The organism is Mucilaginibacter pocheonensis (assembly GCF_031456535.1).
Classification (GTDB): domain Bacteria; phylum Bacteroidota; class Bacteroidia; order Sphingobacteriales; family Sphingobacteriaceae; genus Mucilaginibacter; species Mucilaginibacter pocheonensis.
In genome coordinates this window covers 289,591-309,165 of the sequence record NZ_JAVDUU010000004.1, presented here as the reverse complement: position 1 = coordinate 309,165, position 19,575 = coordinate 289,591, and the positions used below count along the sequence as shown (strand labels likewise).

Annotated in this window: 17 protein-coding genes; 13 read left to right on the top strand and 4 right to left on the bottom strand. The window is 41.9% G+C overall.

Annotated elements, in window-relative coordinates:
• Positions 1–18 precede the first annotated feature (18 nt).
• From J2W55_RS19600 to J2W55_RS19590, 3 genes are all read left to right on the top strand, one after another.
• Entirely contained in the window at positions 19–1,575 is a 1,557-nt protein-coding gene (locus tag J2W55_RS19600; RefSeq protein WP_310099724.1) for a RagB/SusD family nutrient uptake outer membrane protein, read from the top strand.
• 179 nt (positions 1,576–1,754) lie between these two features.
• Positions 1,755–3,248 (top strand): arabinan endo-1,5-alpha-L-arabinosidase, encoded by a 1,494-nt coding sequence (locus tag J2W55_RS19595; RefSeq protein ID WP_310099721.1) that lies wholly within the window; start codon positions 1,755–1,757, stop codon positions 3,246–3,248.
• A gap of 916 nt (positions 3,249–4,164) precedes the next feature.
• Entirely contained in the window at positions 4,165–5,565 is a 1,401-nt protein-coding gene (locus J2W55_RS19590; protein WP_310099715.1) for a hypothetical protein, read from the top strand.
• Between the two features lie 633 nt (positions 5,566–6,198).
• Here the strand turns inward: J2W55_RS19590 and J2W55_RS19585 are convergent.
• Positions 6,199–8,058, bottom strand: coding sequence for a hypothetical protein (locus tag J2W55_RS19585; protein WP_310099712.1), 1,860 nt, complete (start codon positions 8,056–8,058; stop codon positions 6,199–6,201).
• 266 nt (positions 8,059–8,324) lie between these two features.
• Here J2W55_RS19585 and J2W55_RS19580 point away from each other — a divergent pair, with 266 nt between their 5' ends.
• The 10 genes from J2W55_RS19580 (at position 8,325) to J2W55_RS19535 (ending at position 16,653) form a co-directional block, all read left to right on the top strand.
• Positions 8,325–10,607 (top strand): tetratricopeptide repeat protein, encoded by a 2,283-nt coding sequence (locus tag J2W55_RS19580; protein ID WP_310099709.1) that lies wholly within the window; start codon positions 8,325–8,327, stop codon positions 10,605–10,607.
• A gap of 65 nt (positions 10,608–10,672) precedes the next feature.
• A complete protein-coding gene (locus J2W55_RS19575; RefSeq protein ID WP_310099706.1) occupies positions 10,673–11,614 on the top strand; it encodes an SPFH domain-containing protein in 942 nt (313 codons plus the stop codon).
• 5 nt (positions 11,615–11,619) lie between these two features.
• The gene (locus J2W55_RS19570) at positions 11,620–11,868 is read left to right on the top strand and encodes a hypothetical protein (RefSeq protein ID WP_310099703.1); all 249 of its coding nucleotides are present in this window, start codon (positions 11,620–11,622) and stop codon (positions 11,866–11,868) included.
• 3 nt (positions 11,869–11,871) lie between these two features.
• Positions 11,872–12,705: a hypothetical protein gene (locus J2W55_RS19565; RefSeq protein ID WP_310099700.1), complete on the top strand. Its 834-nt coding sequence runs from the start codon at positions 11,872–11,874 to the stop codon at positions 12,703–12,705.
• A gap of 11 nt (positions 12,706–12,716) precedes the next feature.
• Entirely contained in the window at positions 12,717–13,286 is a 570-nt protein-coding gene (locus tag J2W55_RS19560; protein WP_310099698.1) for a DUF6620 family protein, read from the top strand.
• Between the two features lie 339 nt (positions 13,287–13,625).
• On the top strand, positions 13,626–13,949 hold the full coding sequence (locus J2W55_RS19555; protein ID WP_310099695.1) for a magnetosome magnetite crystal formation protein family: 324 nt from the start codon (positions 13,626–13,628) through the stop codon (positions 13,947–13,949).
• A 20-nt stretch (positions 13,950–13,969) separates the two neighbouring features.
• A complete protein-coding gene (locus tag J2W55_RS19550) occupies positions 13,970–14,458 on the top strand; it encodes a hypothetical protein (RefSeq protein ID WP_310099692.1) in 489 nt (162 codons plus the stop codon).
• A gap of 17 nt (positions 14,459–14,475) precedes the next feature.
• Positions 14,476–15,456 (top strand): hypothetical protein, encoded by a 981-nt coding sequence (locus tag J2W55_RS19545; RefSeq protein WP_310099689.1) that lies wholly within the window; start codon positions 14,476–14,478, stop codon positions 15,454–15,456.
• Positions 15,457–15,460: 4 nt separating this feature from the next.
• Positions 15,461–16,183, top strand: coding sequence for a hypothetical protein (locus J2W55_RS19540; protein ID WP_310099686.1), 723 nt, complete (start codon positions 15,461–15,463; stop codon positions 16,181–16,183).
• 290 nt (positions 16,184–16,473) lie between these two features.
• Positions 16,474–16,653: a hypothetical protein gene (locus tag J2W55_RS19535; protein WP_310099683.1), complete on the top strand. Its 180-nt coding sequence runs from the start codon at positions 16,474–16,476 to the stop codon at positions 16,651–16,653.
• 181 nt (positions 16,654–16,834) lie between these two features.
• Here the strand turns inward: J2W55_RS19535 and J2W55_RS19530 are convergent, their stop codons facing one another.
• From J2W55_RS19530 to J2W55_RS19520, 3 genes are all read right to left on the bottom strand, one after another.
• Positions 16,835–17,707, bottom strand: a complete 873-nt coding sequence (locus J2W55_RS19530; RefSeq protein WP_310099678.1) for a pirin family protein — start codon at positions 17,705–17,707, stop codon at positions 16,835–16,837.
• A gap of 4 nt (positions 17,708–17,711) precedes the next feature.
• Positions 17,712–18,590: an NmrA/HSCARG family protein gene (locus J2W55_RS19525; protein WP_310099675.1), complete on the bottom strand. Its 879-nt coding sequence runs from the start codon at positions 18,588–18,590 to the stop codon at positions 17,712–17,714.
• A 116-nt stretch (positions 18,591–18,706) separates the two neighbouring features.
• Complete coding sequence (locus tag J2W55_RS19520) at positions 18,707–19,288, bottom strand: Crp/Fnr family transcriptional regulator (RefSeq protein ID WP_310099670.1); 582 nt, start codon at positions 19,286–19,288, stop codon at positions 18,707–18,709.
• Positions 19,289–19,575: the final 287 nt, after the last annotated feature.

Genomic DNA, 19,575 nt, shown 5'->3' with positions numbered 1-19,575 from the left:
ACATTAAACATTGGTATAATGAAAAATATATTTAAAAAGACCATAGTTACAGTTTTAGTACTATCGGTTTTTGTAATGGGTTGCAAAAAAGGTGATTTAAATACTATAAATCCCAATGCACAAACTACTCAAACATTTTGGAAAACTGCCGACGATGCAGTTAAAGGCATCAATGCCGTATACGGCAGCTTAATTATTGATGGCTCATACATGCGCTTTTCGCCGATAGTGGAAAATACCAGGGGAGATGATGCTACAAGCTTCAGTCCCTGGGACCAGATCTATAACATGGGCAAGTTTAACATGCAGAGTACCGGCGATGGCGTACTGTTTTCATGGACTGCTTACTACCAGGGTGTTTTACGGGCCAATGAGGTGCTGAAATATGTCCCTGATATGAACATGAATGCAGAACTGAAGAAACGTGTGTTGGGCCAGGCCTATTTTCTGCGCGGCCTGTACTATTTCCACCTGGCCGATTTTTATAAAAACGTGCCGATGCCGTTGCTTCCAGCTGCATCAAGCGCCGATTATTTCCAAAAACAAGAACCTCAGGATGTAGTTTGGGCACAGGTAATCAGCGATTTTAAAGCGGCTGAAAGTATGCTGCCAACAACTTACAGCGGCTTATCACCCGATGGACAGATCGGTCGCGCTACAAAAGGAGCTGCTGCTGCTTATTTGGGTAAAACATACCTGTTCACAAAAAAATATGCTCAAGCCGCTGCCGAGTTCAAATCGGTAATTGATATGGGGCTTTACAGCCTTGTGCCTAATTATTACGATAACTTTTTTGCGAACAATGAAAACAACACCGAATCAATTTTTGAGGTTCAGTTTTCGCGGGATGCTGGTGGTACCGATCTGGGCTGGGGTGGTGAACCGTCATCTGGATGGGGACGTACATCGGCCCGGGCTGTCACTTTTGGTGCGGCAAGTTTCGGTTTTACCGATGTGCAGCCAACGCCTGCGTTATATAATGAATATCTGCAGGAAAAAACAACCAGCGGGGGCGTTGACCCTCGTTTGGATGTAACGATGTACTACAATAGACCCGGCGAAAAATTATACAATCATGATTTTGCTACCCGCTATGCCGGCAGCTCGTCATTAAACGCCCTGTTTTGCCATAAATATGAAAACGGTGATAGCGGTCAGGTCGATGAATACGACTGGAGATCGGGCATTAACGAAAGACTGATGCGGTATGCTGATGTACTGCTGATGTACGCAGAATGTTTGAACGAATTGGGCCAGACAAATGACGCTTATCAATATATCCAGAAAGTGCGCAGCCGTGTAGGTTTACCAAACCTGGCCACCGTTAAACCGGGTATGAGCCAGGCCGAAATGCGCGAGCAGATAGGTCACGAGCGTTTCCTTGAGTTTTCGCTTGAAGGGCACAGGTTTGACGATATCCGCCGCTGGGGCTGGCTGCAGGATGCCACCAAACTGGCCTGGTTAAAAGCCCGCGACCCTGAATTTAATACGTACACACCAGGTAAGGAATATTTGCCAATACCACTTACCGAGGTACAAACCAATGTTGGTTTGGTGCAGAATACCGGGTATTAATAGTATTTAGCCTTCATTCATCAGCTGTTGTCATTTCGGAAGAGCAAGGGCGGGAATGAACGAAGGGAGCGAAAGAGAAATCTTGTACGACATACAAGGCAGTATGAAGAGTGCGCTAAGCATGTTGTATAAGATTTCTCACTATCGTTCGAAATGACATGTGTTTAGAAAAGAAAGAGATGACTAAAGCAAAAGATCTATACTTAATAGCAGCGTTGGCAACAGCCATGTTTTCCTGCTCCAAAAAGGAAACACCAACGCCAACAACCACAAAAACCGATACTACCACCACTATACCGGTAACAACCACGTTTGATATCAATAGTATCAGTGATACGTATGCCGATATCGCTGCATTTACCTATTACCCTAAATGGACGGTGTATAACGTGCATGACCCATCTATTAAAAAGTTTGGTGATTATTACTATTGCTACAGCACGGATGTGGCTTTTGGCACTGATGTACGGTCGGGATTGCAAATTCGCCGGTCAAAGGATTTGGTGCAATGGGAGTACGTGGGCTGGGTATTTTCGTCGTTGCCGGCGCAGGGCTCTGCTTATATAACAGGAAAGGGCGGTACACCTTACAATGCTTTGTGGGCACCTTATGTAATGAAAGTAGGATCAGAATATAGGTTGTATTATTCGCTTTCATCACCTGTTGCCCGTTTAAGTGTTATAGGTATGGCAACAGCTTCAGCTCCTGATGGCCCCTGGACGGAGAAAGGCCTGGTGGTAACATCAGCAAATGATGCCAGTATCCAAACCAACGCTATCGACCCTACAGTAATCACTACAACTACCGGTGAACAGTATATGTACTATGGCTCGGCCTGGGATGGAATTTATATCCTGAAACTTGACCCTTCAACCGGACTCGCAGTTTCGCCAGGCGATAAAGGTAAACGCATTGCCAACCGTGGTTTCACTGGCGGAAAATACAACGGCAATATCGAAGGGGCTGAAGTGATTTACAATCCCGATCTGAAAAAGTATTTTTTGTTCATCAGTTATGATTGGCTGCAAACCAAATATAACGTGCGTGTAGGACGGGCCGATAGCCCGACGGGACCGTTTTACGATTATAACGGCCATGACGTTAATACTGATGAGGATCATGGGCCAATGATCCTTGCCCCATACCAGTTTACCAATCAAAGCGGCTGGCAGGGTACCGGCCATTGCGCGGTGTTTGATAATGGCAGCGGACAATATTATATGGCACATCAGGGAAGGCCGGGCATCAACTCGTACTTTATGGACCTGCACGTTCGTAAAATATCATGGACACCCGATGGCTGGCCAATAGTATCGCCCGAAAGATATGCCAATATCGCCCAAACAACCATAGCCTCAACTGATGTGGCAGGAACGTATGAAAAGATCACACTTAACTATCACATTGTACCTGGATATGGTACCGAGCAAACTAATCCGGATTTCCAGGTTTCAACAACCTTTAAACTGGATGCTGCAGGCAGTATCAATGGAAATGCTGCGGATAAATGGACGTTCGCCGCTCCGTGGCTCGAACTTAAATACAGCAGCGGCGACACTTATAAGCTGAAAGTTGAACGTGAGCGCGACTGGGAAAATAAAATAACATCAACCCTGATATTTACCGGGTTAGATAACCATGGCACCGCCATTTGGGGAAAGAAAAAACAATAGGTATGTTTTTATATAGGTTGGTAGCCCTTCGGTTGATATGAAAGATTCCTATCGGCATGCTTTATTTGATAAGTTTCGTAAGCGCATGAAGTCGCAAAAGGCGATCGTCGCTGTTGCAAGGAGATTGCTCAAGGTAGGTGTTTTAAGGTTTCGTTTTTTTGGCCGGTATTCAGGCTTTGATCTTTTAACTGCGCTTATGTTTTGAAGATGGCCGTATAAACGTTGTTGTCGCTTTCGGAAACTAAATGGGTATTACGGAGCCTTCAGCTTGCCGCTACGCGCATTTCTCAACTTGTATACAATTAAGTATCAAAACAAGTATTCAATAGCCACAGCCCTGAGATGATCGAGTCCTAAGAGCTTATATTTGTCAGAAATTTCTGATGTTGGGATGGGGGAGGGCATCTAATTTTTTTTGTCAATTTAAATAAAATTGGTCTTGGCAAAGACTCGATTACAACCTATGCTCAATTAAAAGTTAAATAGCTTTGACCTGGACATCATCTGACCTTAGATGAATAGAGTCTGTGCTTACTAGGCTCGATCCGCTACTTTCACATTTCAGGTGGCCTAAGTATCGTGAGTTGAGTTGACCACATTGAATATCCTCTGAAACGGTGGTAGTTGAATCTCTTGTGATAAAAGTACAGCAGTCTATATATTGTATGGCGAACATCATTGTAACCGTTTTATAGCTATGATATGTAAGAAGTATTTACACTAATGATAGCTACCGAGGCACCGCCTGGAAGTTCTTTCGCCGATCACATGCAGTGGACTAGTATTGATCCTACTTTAGTAGGTAATTACTTATTTAATTTTTTTAAAACTTTATTCACAAAAACTTTTTTAATTAGAAAAAGCATCGCAGGTCTTGTCGATGACGATACCGTTATTTCTTACTAAATCAAATTTAATGAAGACGATTGTACGTTACACGCTCTTAATGTTACTGTTTATCAATACGGCTTGGGGACAGTCCAACACACTGAATGGCGTATATGCGGGTATAGAAATCACCCCATCCACCGTGATGGGCGGTGGGATGGGCAGGGATGATATCTCTTTTTTGTTTCGTCCGGACGGTTCTTTTTGCGATGAACTGCATAAGCCCGACTGGACGACCCGCGTTAGTGGCCATTATACGGTTACAGGAAAGACCATCAATCTGAAATATAACACCGGTACCCGTACGCTCCACTACAAACTTGAAAATGATGGTAATATCGACGCAGGAGGTTATTACCTGCTTCACCAGCCAGCCGATTCCAGCATACCACCCGGATACTACCAATTCAGCAAGATCAACGGTTCTGGTGGCGGAAACAGCGGGATGACATATGTAGGCGTTGGATCAGACAACAGTTTAAACTTTGATGGTAAAGGAAACTTCAGCAACAGTAGGGCCTCTGCCACTGCGGTCATCGGGGAAGGGGTTGGCGGCGGCAACAGCCGAAAGAGCAGTGGAAAAGGCACTTACAAAATTAACAAAGGTACACTGACGCTTAATTTTGACGATGGCAGAACTGAGTTGCATTCTTTTTTTTGCCGGCCCGGTGATAAACCCATCATGGCGGTTATTGACGGCAACATTTTTTTTATGGAAGATAAACAGGAGCAAAAGGGACAAAGTACCTCGGGTAACGCAGAACGCAGTTCTTCCACGTCGATGGGGGCGAACAGCTCCACCGGCACAACAGAAAATGCTACGATTTCTGACGCGAAAACCATGCTGTTGAAGGCAAACGCGGTACAAGGCGGCACTGCATTGGATAACCTCAAAGTTCTCAGCTTCACGGCCACCATGCAGGGCTTGCAGGTCAGCAGCCATATCGATCTGCCAGGGAAACGCGTAAGGCTTGAGATATGGAAAAATGGTAAACTTATACAAGTTGAACAATTGGAAGGCGAAACAGGATGGATATGGCAAAATGGTAAAGTTACACCGTTGCCGCCTATCCGTTCCAGTGAAATGGGTTCAGTGTTCCACTCCGGCCTGCTTGGTTTAAGGAGGACCGAAATTGATGCGCTTACCATAAAAAACGTAAAACAAACCAGTTCAGGAAACGTCATTACAGCAGTAAAGAACGGCAAACAATTTATTTTTATGCTGAATGATCAATCACAGCTTGTTGCAGCTGCAGATAACACCGGCCGGGTACCATCAACCTCGGTTTATTCAAATTTGCGTGTAATAGATGGAGTACTGTTGCCTTTTCAGGAAATAGCCACATCGGGCCAGCAGAGAAATCTCATCAGGTACCAAAAATTTGAAGTTAACCCAAGTTTGCCGGAGATTACCTGGAATAAGCCATAATCCGAATTTCAGAATACGAAAAACTGAGCGCGATTAATGCAAATCGCGTTCAATTGATGTCAGTTTCCGCAAATCATCCACAAAGTGGTTTGTTAAGCACCCAGTTGGACTTACAGACATTTACTTAAAATGCTGTAAATAAATATTTACTGCTTTTTTAATCTCCGTTTAATGCTCAAAAGACATTTTTTAGTTCAATCATATGCGGTTAACAAACAAGTCTTTTTTATTGTCAATATTTAGAGAGACAGGGGTGGCGATGGTAGCCTGAGGAAATAATTGCATAATCTTCATAGAATTTTTCAAATTGCCGAAGTGGAAATTGCCTAAATGTCACTAACATCAATTAGTGCCTTAAATTAGCGCTCCGGCAATCGAAGTAGCCAAATAAGGCAAACACAAATTCTGACCGGCTACCTGTTTCTCTTATCAGAATGGTGGGGACTAGTCTTTTTAATAAGTTATTGAAATCAAGATTTTGCCAATGATTATGTATGGCAAAATTGAGGTACAAATGCGTAATCAGGATATAAAGAAGCACATCCGAAATAAATAAAACAAGCCCTAAGTACAGCTTAAAACCGTATAGTCCGTCATTGACCTTTCATGACGCAGATTGTAAAAAAAACTTTGTTAAGTTCCCAATTGCTGTAAAAAAATGTTCAGATCTTCTTCCTTGTCCAACCCTAACTTTTGTTTTATTCTGTAACGACTCATTCTTACACTTTTAGCTTCAATGTGCATGAGCTGGGAAATTTGCCTGGTATCCATTTTAAGATACAGGTATGCGCAAAGTTTTAGGTCGAGCAGGGTGAGTTTTTTTTTTGCCTTATCATTAAGAAGATGAAAAAAATCGGGATGCACATGTTGTATCTGCAATGTTGCATGTTCAAAGTCATTATCCAGCATCATTTCTTCTTTTAGTATTCGCTGCATATTTACTGGGTCGCCTTCGGATAGCTTCTCTTTTATATTGTGTAGCATCCGGTTCTTATGTTCCAGTTGAAGGGTATTGGCCATCACTTCTAATTTTAGTTGCTGCTGTTGTGTTTCCAGTAATTGCTGTTCTGCCCTAAGCCTGGCTTGTTCTTCTTTTTCCAACTTTACCTGCAATTCTGACTCCTGGTTTTCCAATTGCAATTGTTTTTCCCGTTGCAGGGAGTACCGTAATTTAAAATGATAGGACCGGAACATAAATAACAAGCCAAGGAGAGAGGCGAGCGCGATATAACCATACAGATAATTTTGCAGCCTGCGACTTTTCTCTTGCTCTTTTAATACCTGCATTTCACTGTTTTTTTTTTCAGTCTCGTATTGTATTTCCAGCTTTTGAGCATTAAGGGCTTGTTGCTGGTTAAAGTTTTTCGCGGTGTATCCCGTTACCTCTTTTTGAAAACTCAACGCTTGCTGATAGTCACCCTTTTTTTCATAAAAATCTGATAAAGCCTGCACCACATTGATCATAGTATAGTAATAGGGGGGCTGTTCTGTTTTCATGACGCGGTAAGCTTCCTGCAAATAATTTTCCTGCTGGAGGCTGTTACCATCGCGGCGGGCATATTCGCTTAGTATGCCCAAACTGCTGGCCACAATTTCCTGGCTATTGCCTGCATTTTTTAATACAGACCGGGCACTGCCGGCATAACGGATAGCCAGGTTCCGGGCATTTTTATCTGTTTCGGGAAAATATTTCAGATAAGCATCGGCAATATTAATACAGGCTATAGCATAAGTATTGTCAGCCACCTGACCGGGATATTGCCGGTAAAGCATTTCTGATCGGTTTAGGTAAAATAAGGTACTGTCGAGCTCGGTTTTGTTTTTTGATTTATTGTAGTTGTATTCATGGGCTATCGATAATGCGGTATAACAATTACTGAGCAGGTTGTAATCTTTGGCCTGCAGGGCGTTTTCAGTGGCTTTACGGGCATAAAAATTCACTTTGGACTCATTGTTCCAGTCGGAGTTTACTACGTAAAGCCGGTAATATATCTTGGAGGCTATAAAAGGATCGGCCTTTTTTTCCAGTTCCTTTAAACCCAGCTGGCAGTATTTCACCACATTTTCCGCATCGCCCAGCGTTTTATATAGCCATACCCGCGAATAATAGGCATAAGCCATAGCGATAGGGTCATTAGCTTGCTGTGCCATGGTTAGTGCGGTATCGCATGTTTGTTTTAAGCTGGCAAACTGTTGTGTGGTTGCTTTAATATTGGCCAGCAGTGTATACGCTTTTACCGCTTCGGTAAAGTTTTTATGTTTCAAAGCCAAAGCGATGCATTGTTTGGCATTGGCTATAGCAGCTTCGTAGTTTCTATTGATTCTATTTGCTTCTGCCAGTTGGTTAAGCAATGCTGGCTTTTCAGTTTCGTTTAATGATATGTTGTCAATAGCAGTCCGCAAGCTGTCTGATATAGTAGTTTGCGCGAAGACACCGAATGATAACCCGATAATACAGGCGCTTATAAATAGTTTATATCGCAAAAACGTCATACAGCCAAATTACTATAAATAGCTGATTATTATTATAAAAACGTACGGATTTATCGATGTATTAAATTTATAAGAATCACATAATCAATCACTTAATAAATATGTAGATATTTTGTAGACGTGTTTTCACAAATAGTAGACGCTTTGTAGAATGTTCAAGTTAGGTATCCAGTTATTCTTCTCCGCAAATTTGTTGTGGTAATATCACCAGCCGGCAAACAGTAAGTTAGCCTGTTTCATAAGTAGTACTTAACCGCCCAAACTATATGCAGCAACAGCAAAACATAGTAGATGTAGAATATTTGCAATCAATTTATAAGGAAGGCAATTATCCCGAATGCCTTGAAGCTGTAAATCTTTTCCTGCTCTTTAATCCTCAAAATTTGGAGGGCTTGGTACTTAAGGCCAAGTGTGAGTATCAGTTATCTTATGGAAATGAAAACGCGGATGATCTGTTAGCTATTGCCGTTGGCAGCTTTAAAGAAGTGCTAAAGTTAGCGCCTGCTCATGAAGAAGCCATGCTGTATCTGGCTTATATCAATATTTCTATAACAGATACAAATTTACCTGAAGCCATAAACTATTGTGATCTGTTAACTGCATCAATCCATCTTGATACCAGGATTAAGGCTATCACTTACCGGCAGGAAGCCTATTATCAAACAGGTGATATAGACAATGCTTTGAAGGATTTGGATCTGTTAATAAAACTACACAAGGCACACACCGTTGAAAACCGCAGTTTGGCAGACCATGAGCAAGGCCAGTTGTATGCTAAAAAAGCAAACCTTTATCTGGAATATAAAAACAACCCTGCTAAAGCCCTGGAAACCTTTAAAGAAGGATTAGTTCACCGGTATAAAAACGTGAACATTTATTCCCTGATCGCTAATCTTGCGCTCGACAGTGAGGACTATGAATTGGGCGGAGACATAGCCCAGATAGCTTTGTTTTCGGGCAGCGCCGATGCAGATATTGATGAAGAGCTAATAACCTTGTATTACCGGTTGAATGAATTGAGCAGGCAAGGTATCGTTAATCAATCCATCATATACGCGATGTTTATCGCACTTAAAATATATCAGGAGCGTTTAGAATATGATACTGTTGAATTGTTGAATTTCGCGCAGCACTATATCAACATATATCCAGACTGGCTTATTCCTTACCATTATGCTGGAGCTGTATTATACGAGACGAAAAGCTATAGTGAGGCACTCCCTTACTTGCAAAAGAGTATAGAATTAGGCGGACTTGCCCTTGGTTTACAACGCTTCATTGAAGTATGGTATAGGATAAATGGGCAACTGCCGCCAGTAGCAAAATGGCCGGAAGATTCTGCTGTTATGTATTATAATGCCGGGGTAAGCTTTTTCTACGAATCAGAAAGTTATATCAGCAATGCGGCTATTGCCCGGGAGCTGCTGCAGATGAGAACAAACTTTTATAAAATTTCTTATGATGGCTTTTATGATTATTTCTACAACGATAAGGGAGATGGAGCAGCCAACGAACCCCATATCTTCGCGATGTGCTGCAATAATTATGGTATAGCCTTAAGCGAACTGGGAAAATATGAAAGCGCAGTTGAAGTGCATAAACGGGGTTATTCTTTATCACCTTTCTGGGAACAATTATACAGTTTAAGTACCGCGTTGCTCGCGCTTCAAAGATATGAAGAAGCCATTGAGGTACTGGAACAGGCTGTTTCCTATAGCAGCGATTACTTAAGTTTTGAAGATTATATCGATTTAAAAGGCAAACAACTGTTAGCTATTTATAAACTGGACAAAAAGGACGAAACCAGGGAACTTTTAGCCGGGATTGAAGAGGAATATAACAATTTTATTAAAACTTGTGGGAGCGAACTAACAGAACAAGAGTTGTTTACATTAAGCGAAAAGTACATTGTTGTTCAAAATGTTCGTCAGGACTTATTGGATGGGGTTAGCCTGGAAGATGCTACCCAAGCCTGGAAGGATCAGCTGGATAAAAATCCTGACGATAATTCGTCATGGTATATGCTGATGCAAAACTATTATCAACTGAAGGATTATGACCAGTGCATTGCCTGTGCCGATAATTATCAGTCGGTAAAAGGTGACGCGATCACAATTGACTCTCTGCAAAAAGTACATTTTATGCGGGGCATGTCATACCTAAACCTGGGAAATTATACCAATGCCAAAGAAAACTTAAATATCCTGCTCGGTACCTGTCAATCTGGAAATGAAAACGAGGAAAGTATAATCTGCGATACCAATATTAGTTTGGCGCAATGCGGTTTTGCCCTGGAACAATGGGACCAATGCATTGATTTTTCACTGGCGGCTATAGCCTGTTATGACAGGAATGGTTGGAAATGGGATGAAAGCTGGCTAAAAGCGGCACTACTATACGCAGATGCCTGTAAAGCTACAGATGAGATTGACGCAGCGATGGAAACTGTGAAAAATATTTTGAAAATAGCACCCCAAAATGAAGAAGCGCTGAAAAGAAAACGGGAATGGAAGGCTGGTGGTTTGTTTTCCTTTCTTAACAGAAGATAAAAAAAGTAAACCAATCGTGCTTTATTTAGTTATCGTTTTATTACAAAAAATAAAGTTTCTTAAATATGACACTACCTTTTATTGAGATCATTGAATCTGTAACACCCGACCCTAATTTGCTGATGTGGAAGTTTGCAGATGCAGATAAAGAAATTAAGAATGGCGCCGCGTTAATTGTGCGCGAAAGCCAATTGGTACTCTTTTTAAACGAAGGTAAGCTCGCAGATACATTCGGTGCTGGCAAATACGCATTAAAAACAGAGAACATCCCAATATTAACAAGACTTAAAGGCTGGAAATATGGTTTTGAGAGCCCCTTTAAGGCAGATATTTATTTCTTTAATACACATCAATTCGTTAATCTTAAATGGGGTACCCCAGCACCCGTCTTGATGCGGGACCCTACTTTTGGGCAAGTACGCATACGGGCTTTCGGCACTTACAATATTCGCATCGCCGATATAAAGCAATTCTTCAGGGAGTATGCGGGCACTTATCCAAGGCTAAACATAGTTGAGTTGGAATTGCAGCTGCGCGATTTTATTGCACCCAAATTTGCTGAGGTGCTCGCACAGGCAAATATACCAGTAGTGGATGCTGCCGGGAATATTTCTGAATTAAATAAAAAAATACAGCCACTGGTTGAACAGTATTTTACTGATCTGGGCCTGGAGGTAACTCAATTTACTATTACCAGCGTTACTTTGCCTGAAGAGGTACTTAAACATTATGATAATGTTACCGGCATGAATATGGTAACTGACATGAATAAATTCTCTCAATTTAGTGTAGCCAGCGCTATGGATAAAGAAAACTCTGCCATGGGCGATGCGGCCCGGCAGGCCGTAGCCGTCGGAATGATCATGAAACAGACAAACCCGGTAACCCCTGTTCCGGCAGAGGACATACCTGCTAGACTCAAAAAACTAAAGGAACTTTTTGAAGCACAATTGATCACAGAAGCCGAATACACCGCAAAAAAAGAAGAATTGTTAAAATTACTGTAAGAACCATGGGCGACAATGAGGAAAAAAGGACGCTGACCTATCTGCAACGGCTAAAACAGAAGGCTATAAACCAGGAGCATTACGGCGGCCAAATAAAACAGGAAGAAGCGAAAATGGAAGTTCGTGATTGCCCTGAGTGCGGTGCCGGTCGCGCTTTTAGGCAGGGGCTTACTGCTTGTGCCTATTGCGGTTTTAAGTTCATGAACTCCAGGCTCACTGATGGAGTGCATATTAAGAAAGAGAATAATTCATAGCTGATGTTTGGTCTGTCTGATGAACAATATTATAATCCCGAATTGCTTGAAACAATCAGGCAAACGCGGGAGAGATGGTTCTATTTTCTGGATAAACTGGAAACCCGCATGCATGAAATGTGTACAGCTGCGGTGCCTGAAATCCAGGAGGTTTTTAACCAGGACACCGATCCTTATAAACGTGCACATAGTCATATGCTGATGGGTTTACACGGACAAATTAATCAGATGCGGCAGAAAGCCAATAAGGTAATGGAAGAAAATATCTTTCACTTTATTGATTGTGTTGCAGCCGAACTTCCGGATTTTATTTCCTTAGCAGGCCGCGACTACCACGCCAAACTCAATACTTTCAGAATTGATTGTATAAACAGGCACAATATTTTTGAAGAAAAAATAGCCCATAATACCTCCGTTTTGAATAATGCAGCTGGTAAGCAGGACCTGGAAACCACCTACGGGGAGCAACTGGCCGCGTTTGAAAGTATCAAGGATAAATTTGTTTGCAGGCAGTGTGGGGGTAATATCACTATTCCTCAAATATTTTTCATTGCTACCTACATTACCTGCCCATTTTGTCAAACGCAGAATACCTTTACACCATCTACCGGTGCACAAATGGTACTGCATCAGGCGCGAAGCCTGGCCGAACAACGTACAGTACACCTGCTTAGGCTTTATGAGGAGAGCAAGCCAAAGGATCCGCATTTGTACAAGCAATATTTACGTTCCATGTTTGATGAGTGGAATAAGATAGTACCGGACATGGCTGCCGAAAATGAGAAGTTTTACCTGCGCATGTTGCATGATCATTCAAATTCAATTAATCATTATTAAATAATAATCTCATGTCTGAAAATTCATTATTAGAGCCCATTCACGGTATTACTTTAGAAGATTACAGTGCGGCCTGCGCAAAATTAGGGAATGGTTTAAGCGAAACTGATATCGCAAGAGCTTTGGGAGTAGAATTACCAGTGTGGCAGGAAGCCAATTTGCTATGGCCCGAACGCATGAAGCAGGACCCTACTTTCCACATTGTAACACTTTTTGGCCAGTATTTCGGCGCAGCAGACCAACACCCCAAGTTCGGCAGCTTAAGGCCTACGGTTTCAGCAGCGGGATCAGATCATATTGATAGGATTAAAACTGACAAAGACTTTTACCAGGAGTTGGAAGTTGCAAGGCAGGTAGCCTATGAATACGGATTGGATGGCGCGCAATGGATAGTAGATAAATACGGCATTCCGATAGGAGATTTTCAGATCGCAGCTTCCATATGGAACGATCAGATCCATAAAGATATTCATGCCAATTATGAAGGGTATAATCAAAGCCAGAACGCATACCGAACAAAATATCAACAATTATTTGCCGATGCTCAAGGCGGCAATGTAGCCGATGATATTGAATTCTAAGTCCATTCCTGCATGTGACCTCGTTCATGGTGACCCGGTTTAAAGTTGTAATGATCCTCAATTTGTTTTTAGCACACGAAGTCTAACCTTACCATTTTGGTAGGGTTTTTATGTTTAGCGGTAAAGCGAAGCGTTGTTTAGCATTGGCTAACGTGCGGATTTGCAAGGCGAATATTTATAACTTGCAAATAATCAACACCTTAAATGATATTGTAGATATATTGTAGATGCATGGCAACAGATGAGTAGACGCTTTGTAGAATACCTGAATTAGGTATCCGGTAGTGTTTCTTCCCAAATTTGTTGTGGCAATATCGCCGGACGAAAATCTAAATTATCATGAATAACAAAACATTATCCATCGTGTCATACATCACTCTTATCGGGTGGCTGATCGCTTATTTTTCAGGAAAAGATAAAGCGGATGCTTTGCTTCGATACCATTTAAAACAATCATTGGGCCTGGCTATCGTGAGCATTGCCCTTAATGTCATTTTAAATTTTATCGTGTCACTGTTACCCGCACTGGCTTTTCTTGGCCTGGTTGGCTGGGTAATCATTGTATTCTGGATTTTGGGCATGATCAACGCTGGTAACAACGCTCAAAAACCTGTTCCGGTTTTTGGTAAGGCATTTGAGAATAGTTTCGCTTTTATTGGTTAATTATTCAAAAATATACACCAATGCAATCACTCAAATATTTTGAACAAGAAGGGAATACTTACCATATGAAAGTACAAAAGGGGATGTACTATTTCCTGTCGCTGTTGGCATTTGCAGGTGCGGTTGCCGCTTTGATATACGGAAGCAGCAGAGGGGCTTATGTATTTGCAGGCAGCCTTTTGATACTGGGTGTAATAGGTATTGCACGCAGTACCGCCAAAATGCGCTTTAATACATCGGCGAGGAGCATAGCTATAAAAACGTTTTTCTTTAGCCGGGAAAGGGAATATAGCTTCGATGATTTTGATCATTTCCTGATCTCCAAAATGACCAATATCGGCATCACTCTTAATGTATCAGCTACCATGATCTTTAATAAGAATGGCAAAGAAAAGCGGATACTGGTACGACAAAGCTTTTTTGTTACCAAGCCCCTTCAAAACTTTACAGATGAACTGAGCGATATTATGGGCCTACCTAAATGGGGTCAGGTATATAACTGGCTTTAAATTAAAATTAATTGTCAATGAAACGCGGTTTTTCCATATTCTGGATGCTTTACATGTTGTTTTTTGCTATCCCGTTTCCAATGCTCCTGTATTATAACATCAAGAGCGAAGAACCGCTTGATATTGAAGGATCGAACCCTTGGCTTTCATTGGGTTTGGTGGCTTTGTCGATGGTGTTTTGGATCATCTTACTGGCAGGATATTATCGTAAATGGGTTTTGCAGGTGTTTTCGGCCAAACGTAATATGGAGCGCCTTAAAAAAAATGGGGTGCGCCGCGAAGCCAGGATACTGGAATCAGTCAATCTAACAAAGCCCAATGCCGCGTACAATACTTATGAGCTTAGCCTGAGCTTTAAAAATCTGGCTAATACCGAGATCATCCAGAAGGCCGGAATAAATGATATGAAGCCCTATGAGCGCCGTTTTGAAGTGGGTAAAAGGGTAGGATTGCTAATTGACAAGGAAATGAAACATATCCCGTACTTTATTTTTGAAAATAGTGAGGGCAGTATCCGTAAAGGAGTAATTGCGCTGATAAACCTGGGCTGGCTGACGCTTTTGACCGTTGTGGTTGGCTATTACATATATTCTTATCAAACTGAAAGCGAGGGGATGGGTTGGCGTTTTATGAGCTTTGGGCATCCTTTGATAATTTGCCCGGCTGTGCTGTTGTTTTATCGTGTCCTACTTGGTTTTATCAATAGTAAGTTAAGCGGTGTTCCTGATAATGCTCCCTTAATTAAATTTAAGGGGATCAGAACAACGGCTAAACAGATCGCGGCAAACCTTACAGGTACGTACATTAATGCGCAACCGATGGTAAATTTCGAACTGGAATTTGTGGATCATCAAAATCATACGCACAGGGCCAGCATCAAAAAAATTGTGAGCCTGCTTGATCTGGATAGCATTAAGCAAACAACAGCTGATATCTTTTATCTACAGGAAGATCCCAGAAAAATAGCTTTTGCCGCCGATTTAAACCACATAAGTTAAACTGATGAAAACGTTAAGCTCCTTTATGATCACTATGGCCTGCAGCTTTACTTTTATGGGATGCAAGCAGATCACCAGGAGTGTTGAAGATACTTTTATACCTAAACCAGACCCACAAAGGGTAAGCAAACCTGCACCGGTGCAGCAGGCGATTGACAGTATCACCGGCAGAGCAATAATGCAGATGCAGGATCAGTTAACAACAGCCTTGTCAAAGGTTCATGTTACTGCGCATCGCAGTAAGGCTGTAAAGCGTAAGGATTTTTTAATAAACACCAGGGCGCTGAAAAAAGCGGAGGCATCTTTACGAAATCTTCCGCAATACCGGGGCAAAGAGATTTTTATTTACCAGTCGGTGCATTTTTACGATAACGGGAGCATCAGTATTATGCTCCGCCATCCCGAAAACCCTGATTATGTAGATAGCTATGAGTACCAGAATGGCATTTGGTCAGCACCGAAACCTGAACAGCTGTCTGTAAATGCTGATATTGACAACAGGTCAGTTTCCCTGGACGAGGTAGACTTTACCAGTATAGCCAACATTACCCGCCTATACAACCAAAAGGCGGCGCAGATTGAAGGCGCTAAGCCAACAACCAGCGCCTACATGGTGGTTTGGGATAAAGTGGTGCGTTGGTACCCAACCACGATCAATGGTACCCGTGAGCGATACTCTATACAATTCAACACCGATGGTACTTTAAAGGATTTTAGACGGGATTAAAAACGCAATACGAACGACGAGCTTATAATTTTGGAACAACCTTAGCATAAACCGTAATTTAGCATGGAAATATTCCAGGAATAAGAATTGCAATGGTTTGTATAATGGTTAATAAGTAGGAAAATAAGTTTAATACCCTTTATTATGCCACAACCCCGCTGAATATCGGTGGCGCTACGCTGCCTTTGGGTGCAGTGAACCTGTAGGTTACCGGGAATGCTTTACTTGGTGGGACAAATACGAGCCCGGGTACCGGCTACAATACATCTTTTTTGGCAAATACCAAATTAATGTTGATTAGCTGGAGTCGCTCAGGCGGGGCAGGCGAAACAGATTTTATGGCGAATCAAGGCGCAGGTGCTACTGGTGGTTTTAATTTTTATAACCACGATAACAGTAACAATGCGACCATGCTGATGAACATATTGGGGAACGGAACTAACCAACGGGCCGCTTATGCGAAACCATAGAAGCGTTTTGAGGTTCACGAACAGCAGGCTGTTTATGTTGTCCAGTGTGTTGATCGGTCACGCGCCACTTGATTGTTTATAAGAAAAGTTCACATTTGGTGAACTTTTCTTATTGGTGCAGCCTTTCAAAAATCCGGTAACGGTTAAAGAAAATCCCTCACCTTATCCCTGTCACACTAATTTATTTTTGTGCTGTCAGTTTTATTTCTCCATATCTTCCGGCGTAAAAATCCCGGTAAGCAGTTGCTATTTCCGCTTGCGAATTCATTACAAACGGGCCTTCTGCTACCACAGGCTCTGTATATTCTTCACCGCCAAATAACAGGACATCGATGGTTGTCAATGAAGGGTTGTTTATCTCTATTTCTCCGGCCCCTCTGTCAAACTCAATAAACTCACCAGCCTGAAATTCCGTGTCGTTCAGGATTACATTTTGCGCGGGCAGAAAGGCCGCAACTTCTGTTTCGCTTTCCATTGTTAGGGAAAACCGTGTGCCTGCTTTCAATTGTATATGATACAAAAACTGCTTAGAATAATTGGGGATCTCCGAACTCAGGTCTTCATAGCTGCCAACAACTACTTTTAACCACCCGTTTTCATTTGGAAAGGTTTTTTTGGGGATTTCGGCGGCTTGAATGGCCATGTGAGCCGGCTTTTCGGCTTTGTTGCCAGCGGGGAGATTTATCCAGAATTGAAAACCCTGGATAAATTTACTTTCTGTCAAGGAGTCGTAGTTTAAATTTTCATCGTGGATTATTCCATTACCTGCTTTCATCCACTGTGCGCCTCCTGAACGAATTGTTGCCTCATTTCCTGCACTGTCAAAATGCTCTACCTTGCCCTGAAGAATATAAGTTAATGTTGCAATGCCCCGGTGCGGATGTGCTCCCATACCATTTTTGGTTATGACTTCTTTAACAACGGGTCGAACATAATCGAGAAATACAAAGGGGCCTACTTTTGCAGCGTATTGATTGGGCAACATTCGCTGGATAGATAAAGAGCCCACCGCAGCACTATGGCCTTTTGTTGAGAAAGTCGTTTCCTTTTTCATTTTCTTAGTTGTTTTTACTCAGCCATTCCTGTAGGGTCACGAATTCACCGGTGGCAAATTCTTTTGCCAACTCAATCCGTGCTTTCGAACCAGGGCCCATGTAAGTATGCTTTTCAAAATAACCGAACATCTCTGCTAACTCATTTGCTCCCTCAAAAAAAGTTGAAAATATTTCAGCCGGCACTTGGGAAAAGCTGTACTCTTTGCCATTGACTTTATAGGCTTCTATGATGTCATTAAAACTGTATAACCCGGTTGCCAGGGCAAGGTAATCACCGTTTCCAACTTTCTCAGGTTGCAAAAACGCACCTGCGACAACTTTTCCGAGGTCATTAATATCCGACATGTGAATCGATTTTTTTTCGGGGTCGATCGGTAGTGTCCAACCGGTTGTGCCATCTTGTTTTGGCTGTGGACTCAGCATCGCAAGAAGGTTCTGATAATAAAATGGCGGCTGAACAAATGTCACATATTTGAACCCTGCACTTTTCACCAGATCGTCTACCTTGGCTTTACCGCTAAAGTGGGGTACGTTAAATCCTGCTTCACTGATGATCTCAACATCCGGAAGTGTCGACCAAATAACGTGCTGCACTCCGGTTGCTTTTGCCGCTTCAATGGCATTCTTACCCTGAGCTATTTCGTCGGCACCTTCCCAAAAGTTAGTTACCACAAATACACCATAAGCATTTGTAAAAGCATCTTTTAACGATTGCAGATCTTTTAGGTCTGCATAAACTGCTTCATTTGCCTTGCCTGTATATTCTTCCGGGTTACGGGTTATTGCTTTCACATTAAATGTGCCTTCATTTATAAGGGCATTTACAATACCCTTGCCTTGTGAGCCTGTTGCTCCAACTACTACGATTGTTTGCTTTTTCATCTGTTTGTTTTATGATGTAAAATTGCAGCAACAGCATGGCCCGGAACGATGAGAAATGATAAAAAAAAGCGTTGATATTTATCAACGCATTTGTAAGATCGGAATTAAAAAAGCGTTTATTTAATTGCTTGTTTTCTAATTCTGCTTAAAGTTTCTTTTGTTATGCCCAAAAAAGAAGCAATGAGATGCTGGGGGAATCGTTGAATGAATTGAGGGTGGTTATCGGCAAATTCTTCATAGCGTTTTTCCGCTGTATTACTAATGGCAGAATTCAATCTTCGCTGAGAAACGATGAAACTTCTTTGATCCATTAATCTTGTCATTTGTCCAAATGAAGGTACTTTCTCTATCAGGTCCAGCATGTCAGCTACCGTAGCAACAAGCAATTCGGTATCTTCCCAGGCATCAATATTATATTTCGATGGAGTAAGCATGACTGCGCTTTCACGATCGCTTGCCCAATAATCTTCAATATACAATTGTACAATATGCTCCACACCTTTGTCATCCACGCTGTATTGCCTCATAGCACCTTTTGCAATAAAACCAACGTATTTACACACATTCCCTTCTTCCAGAAAGTATTGTTTTTTTCTGAGTTTTTTTGGTCGAAAGCTTGCTCTAATCAATGCTTCTTCGTCACTTGTAAGTGGTAAAGTGGTGTGCCGCCTGATGTAGTCTAAAAGCTTGCTGTGCATTGATTTTGGTAATAACTTAGATCAATACAAAGATATAAAGAATGTAATGCAATAAACTGCTAAAAAATATTGTCTGATGAAACTGGCTTTTCTGAGGATCATGCATGTTCAACCTTAAAAATGATATCTTTATGAATATCCTAGCGTCCTGGCTGGTGACAATTCATGTACTTGACGAAGTACTTATTGGTTTTGTAAATTCGTAGTTGTTTATGAAAATAAGTAAGAGACCAAGCGCAAACTGATTACGGCGGTAGCCCATATTTTTCGGACGGAGGGTTATCACG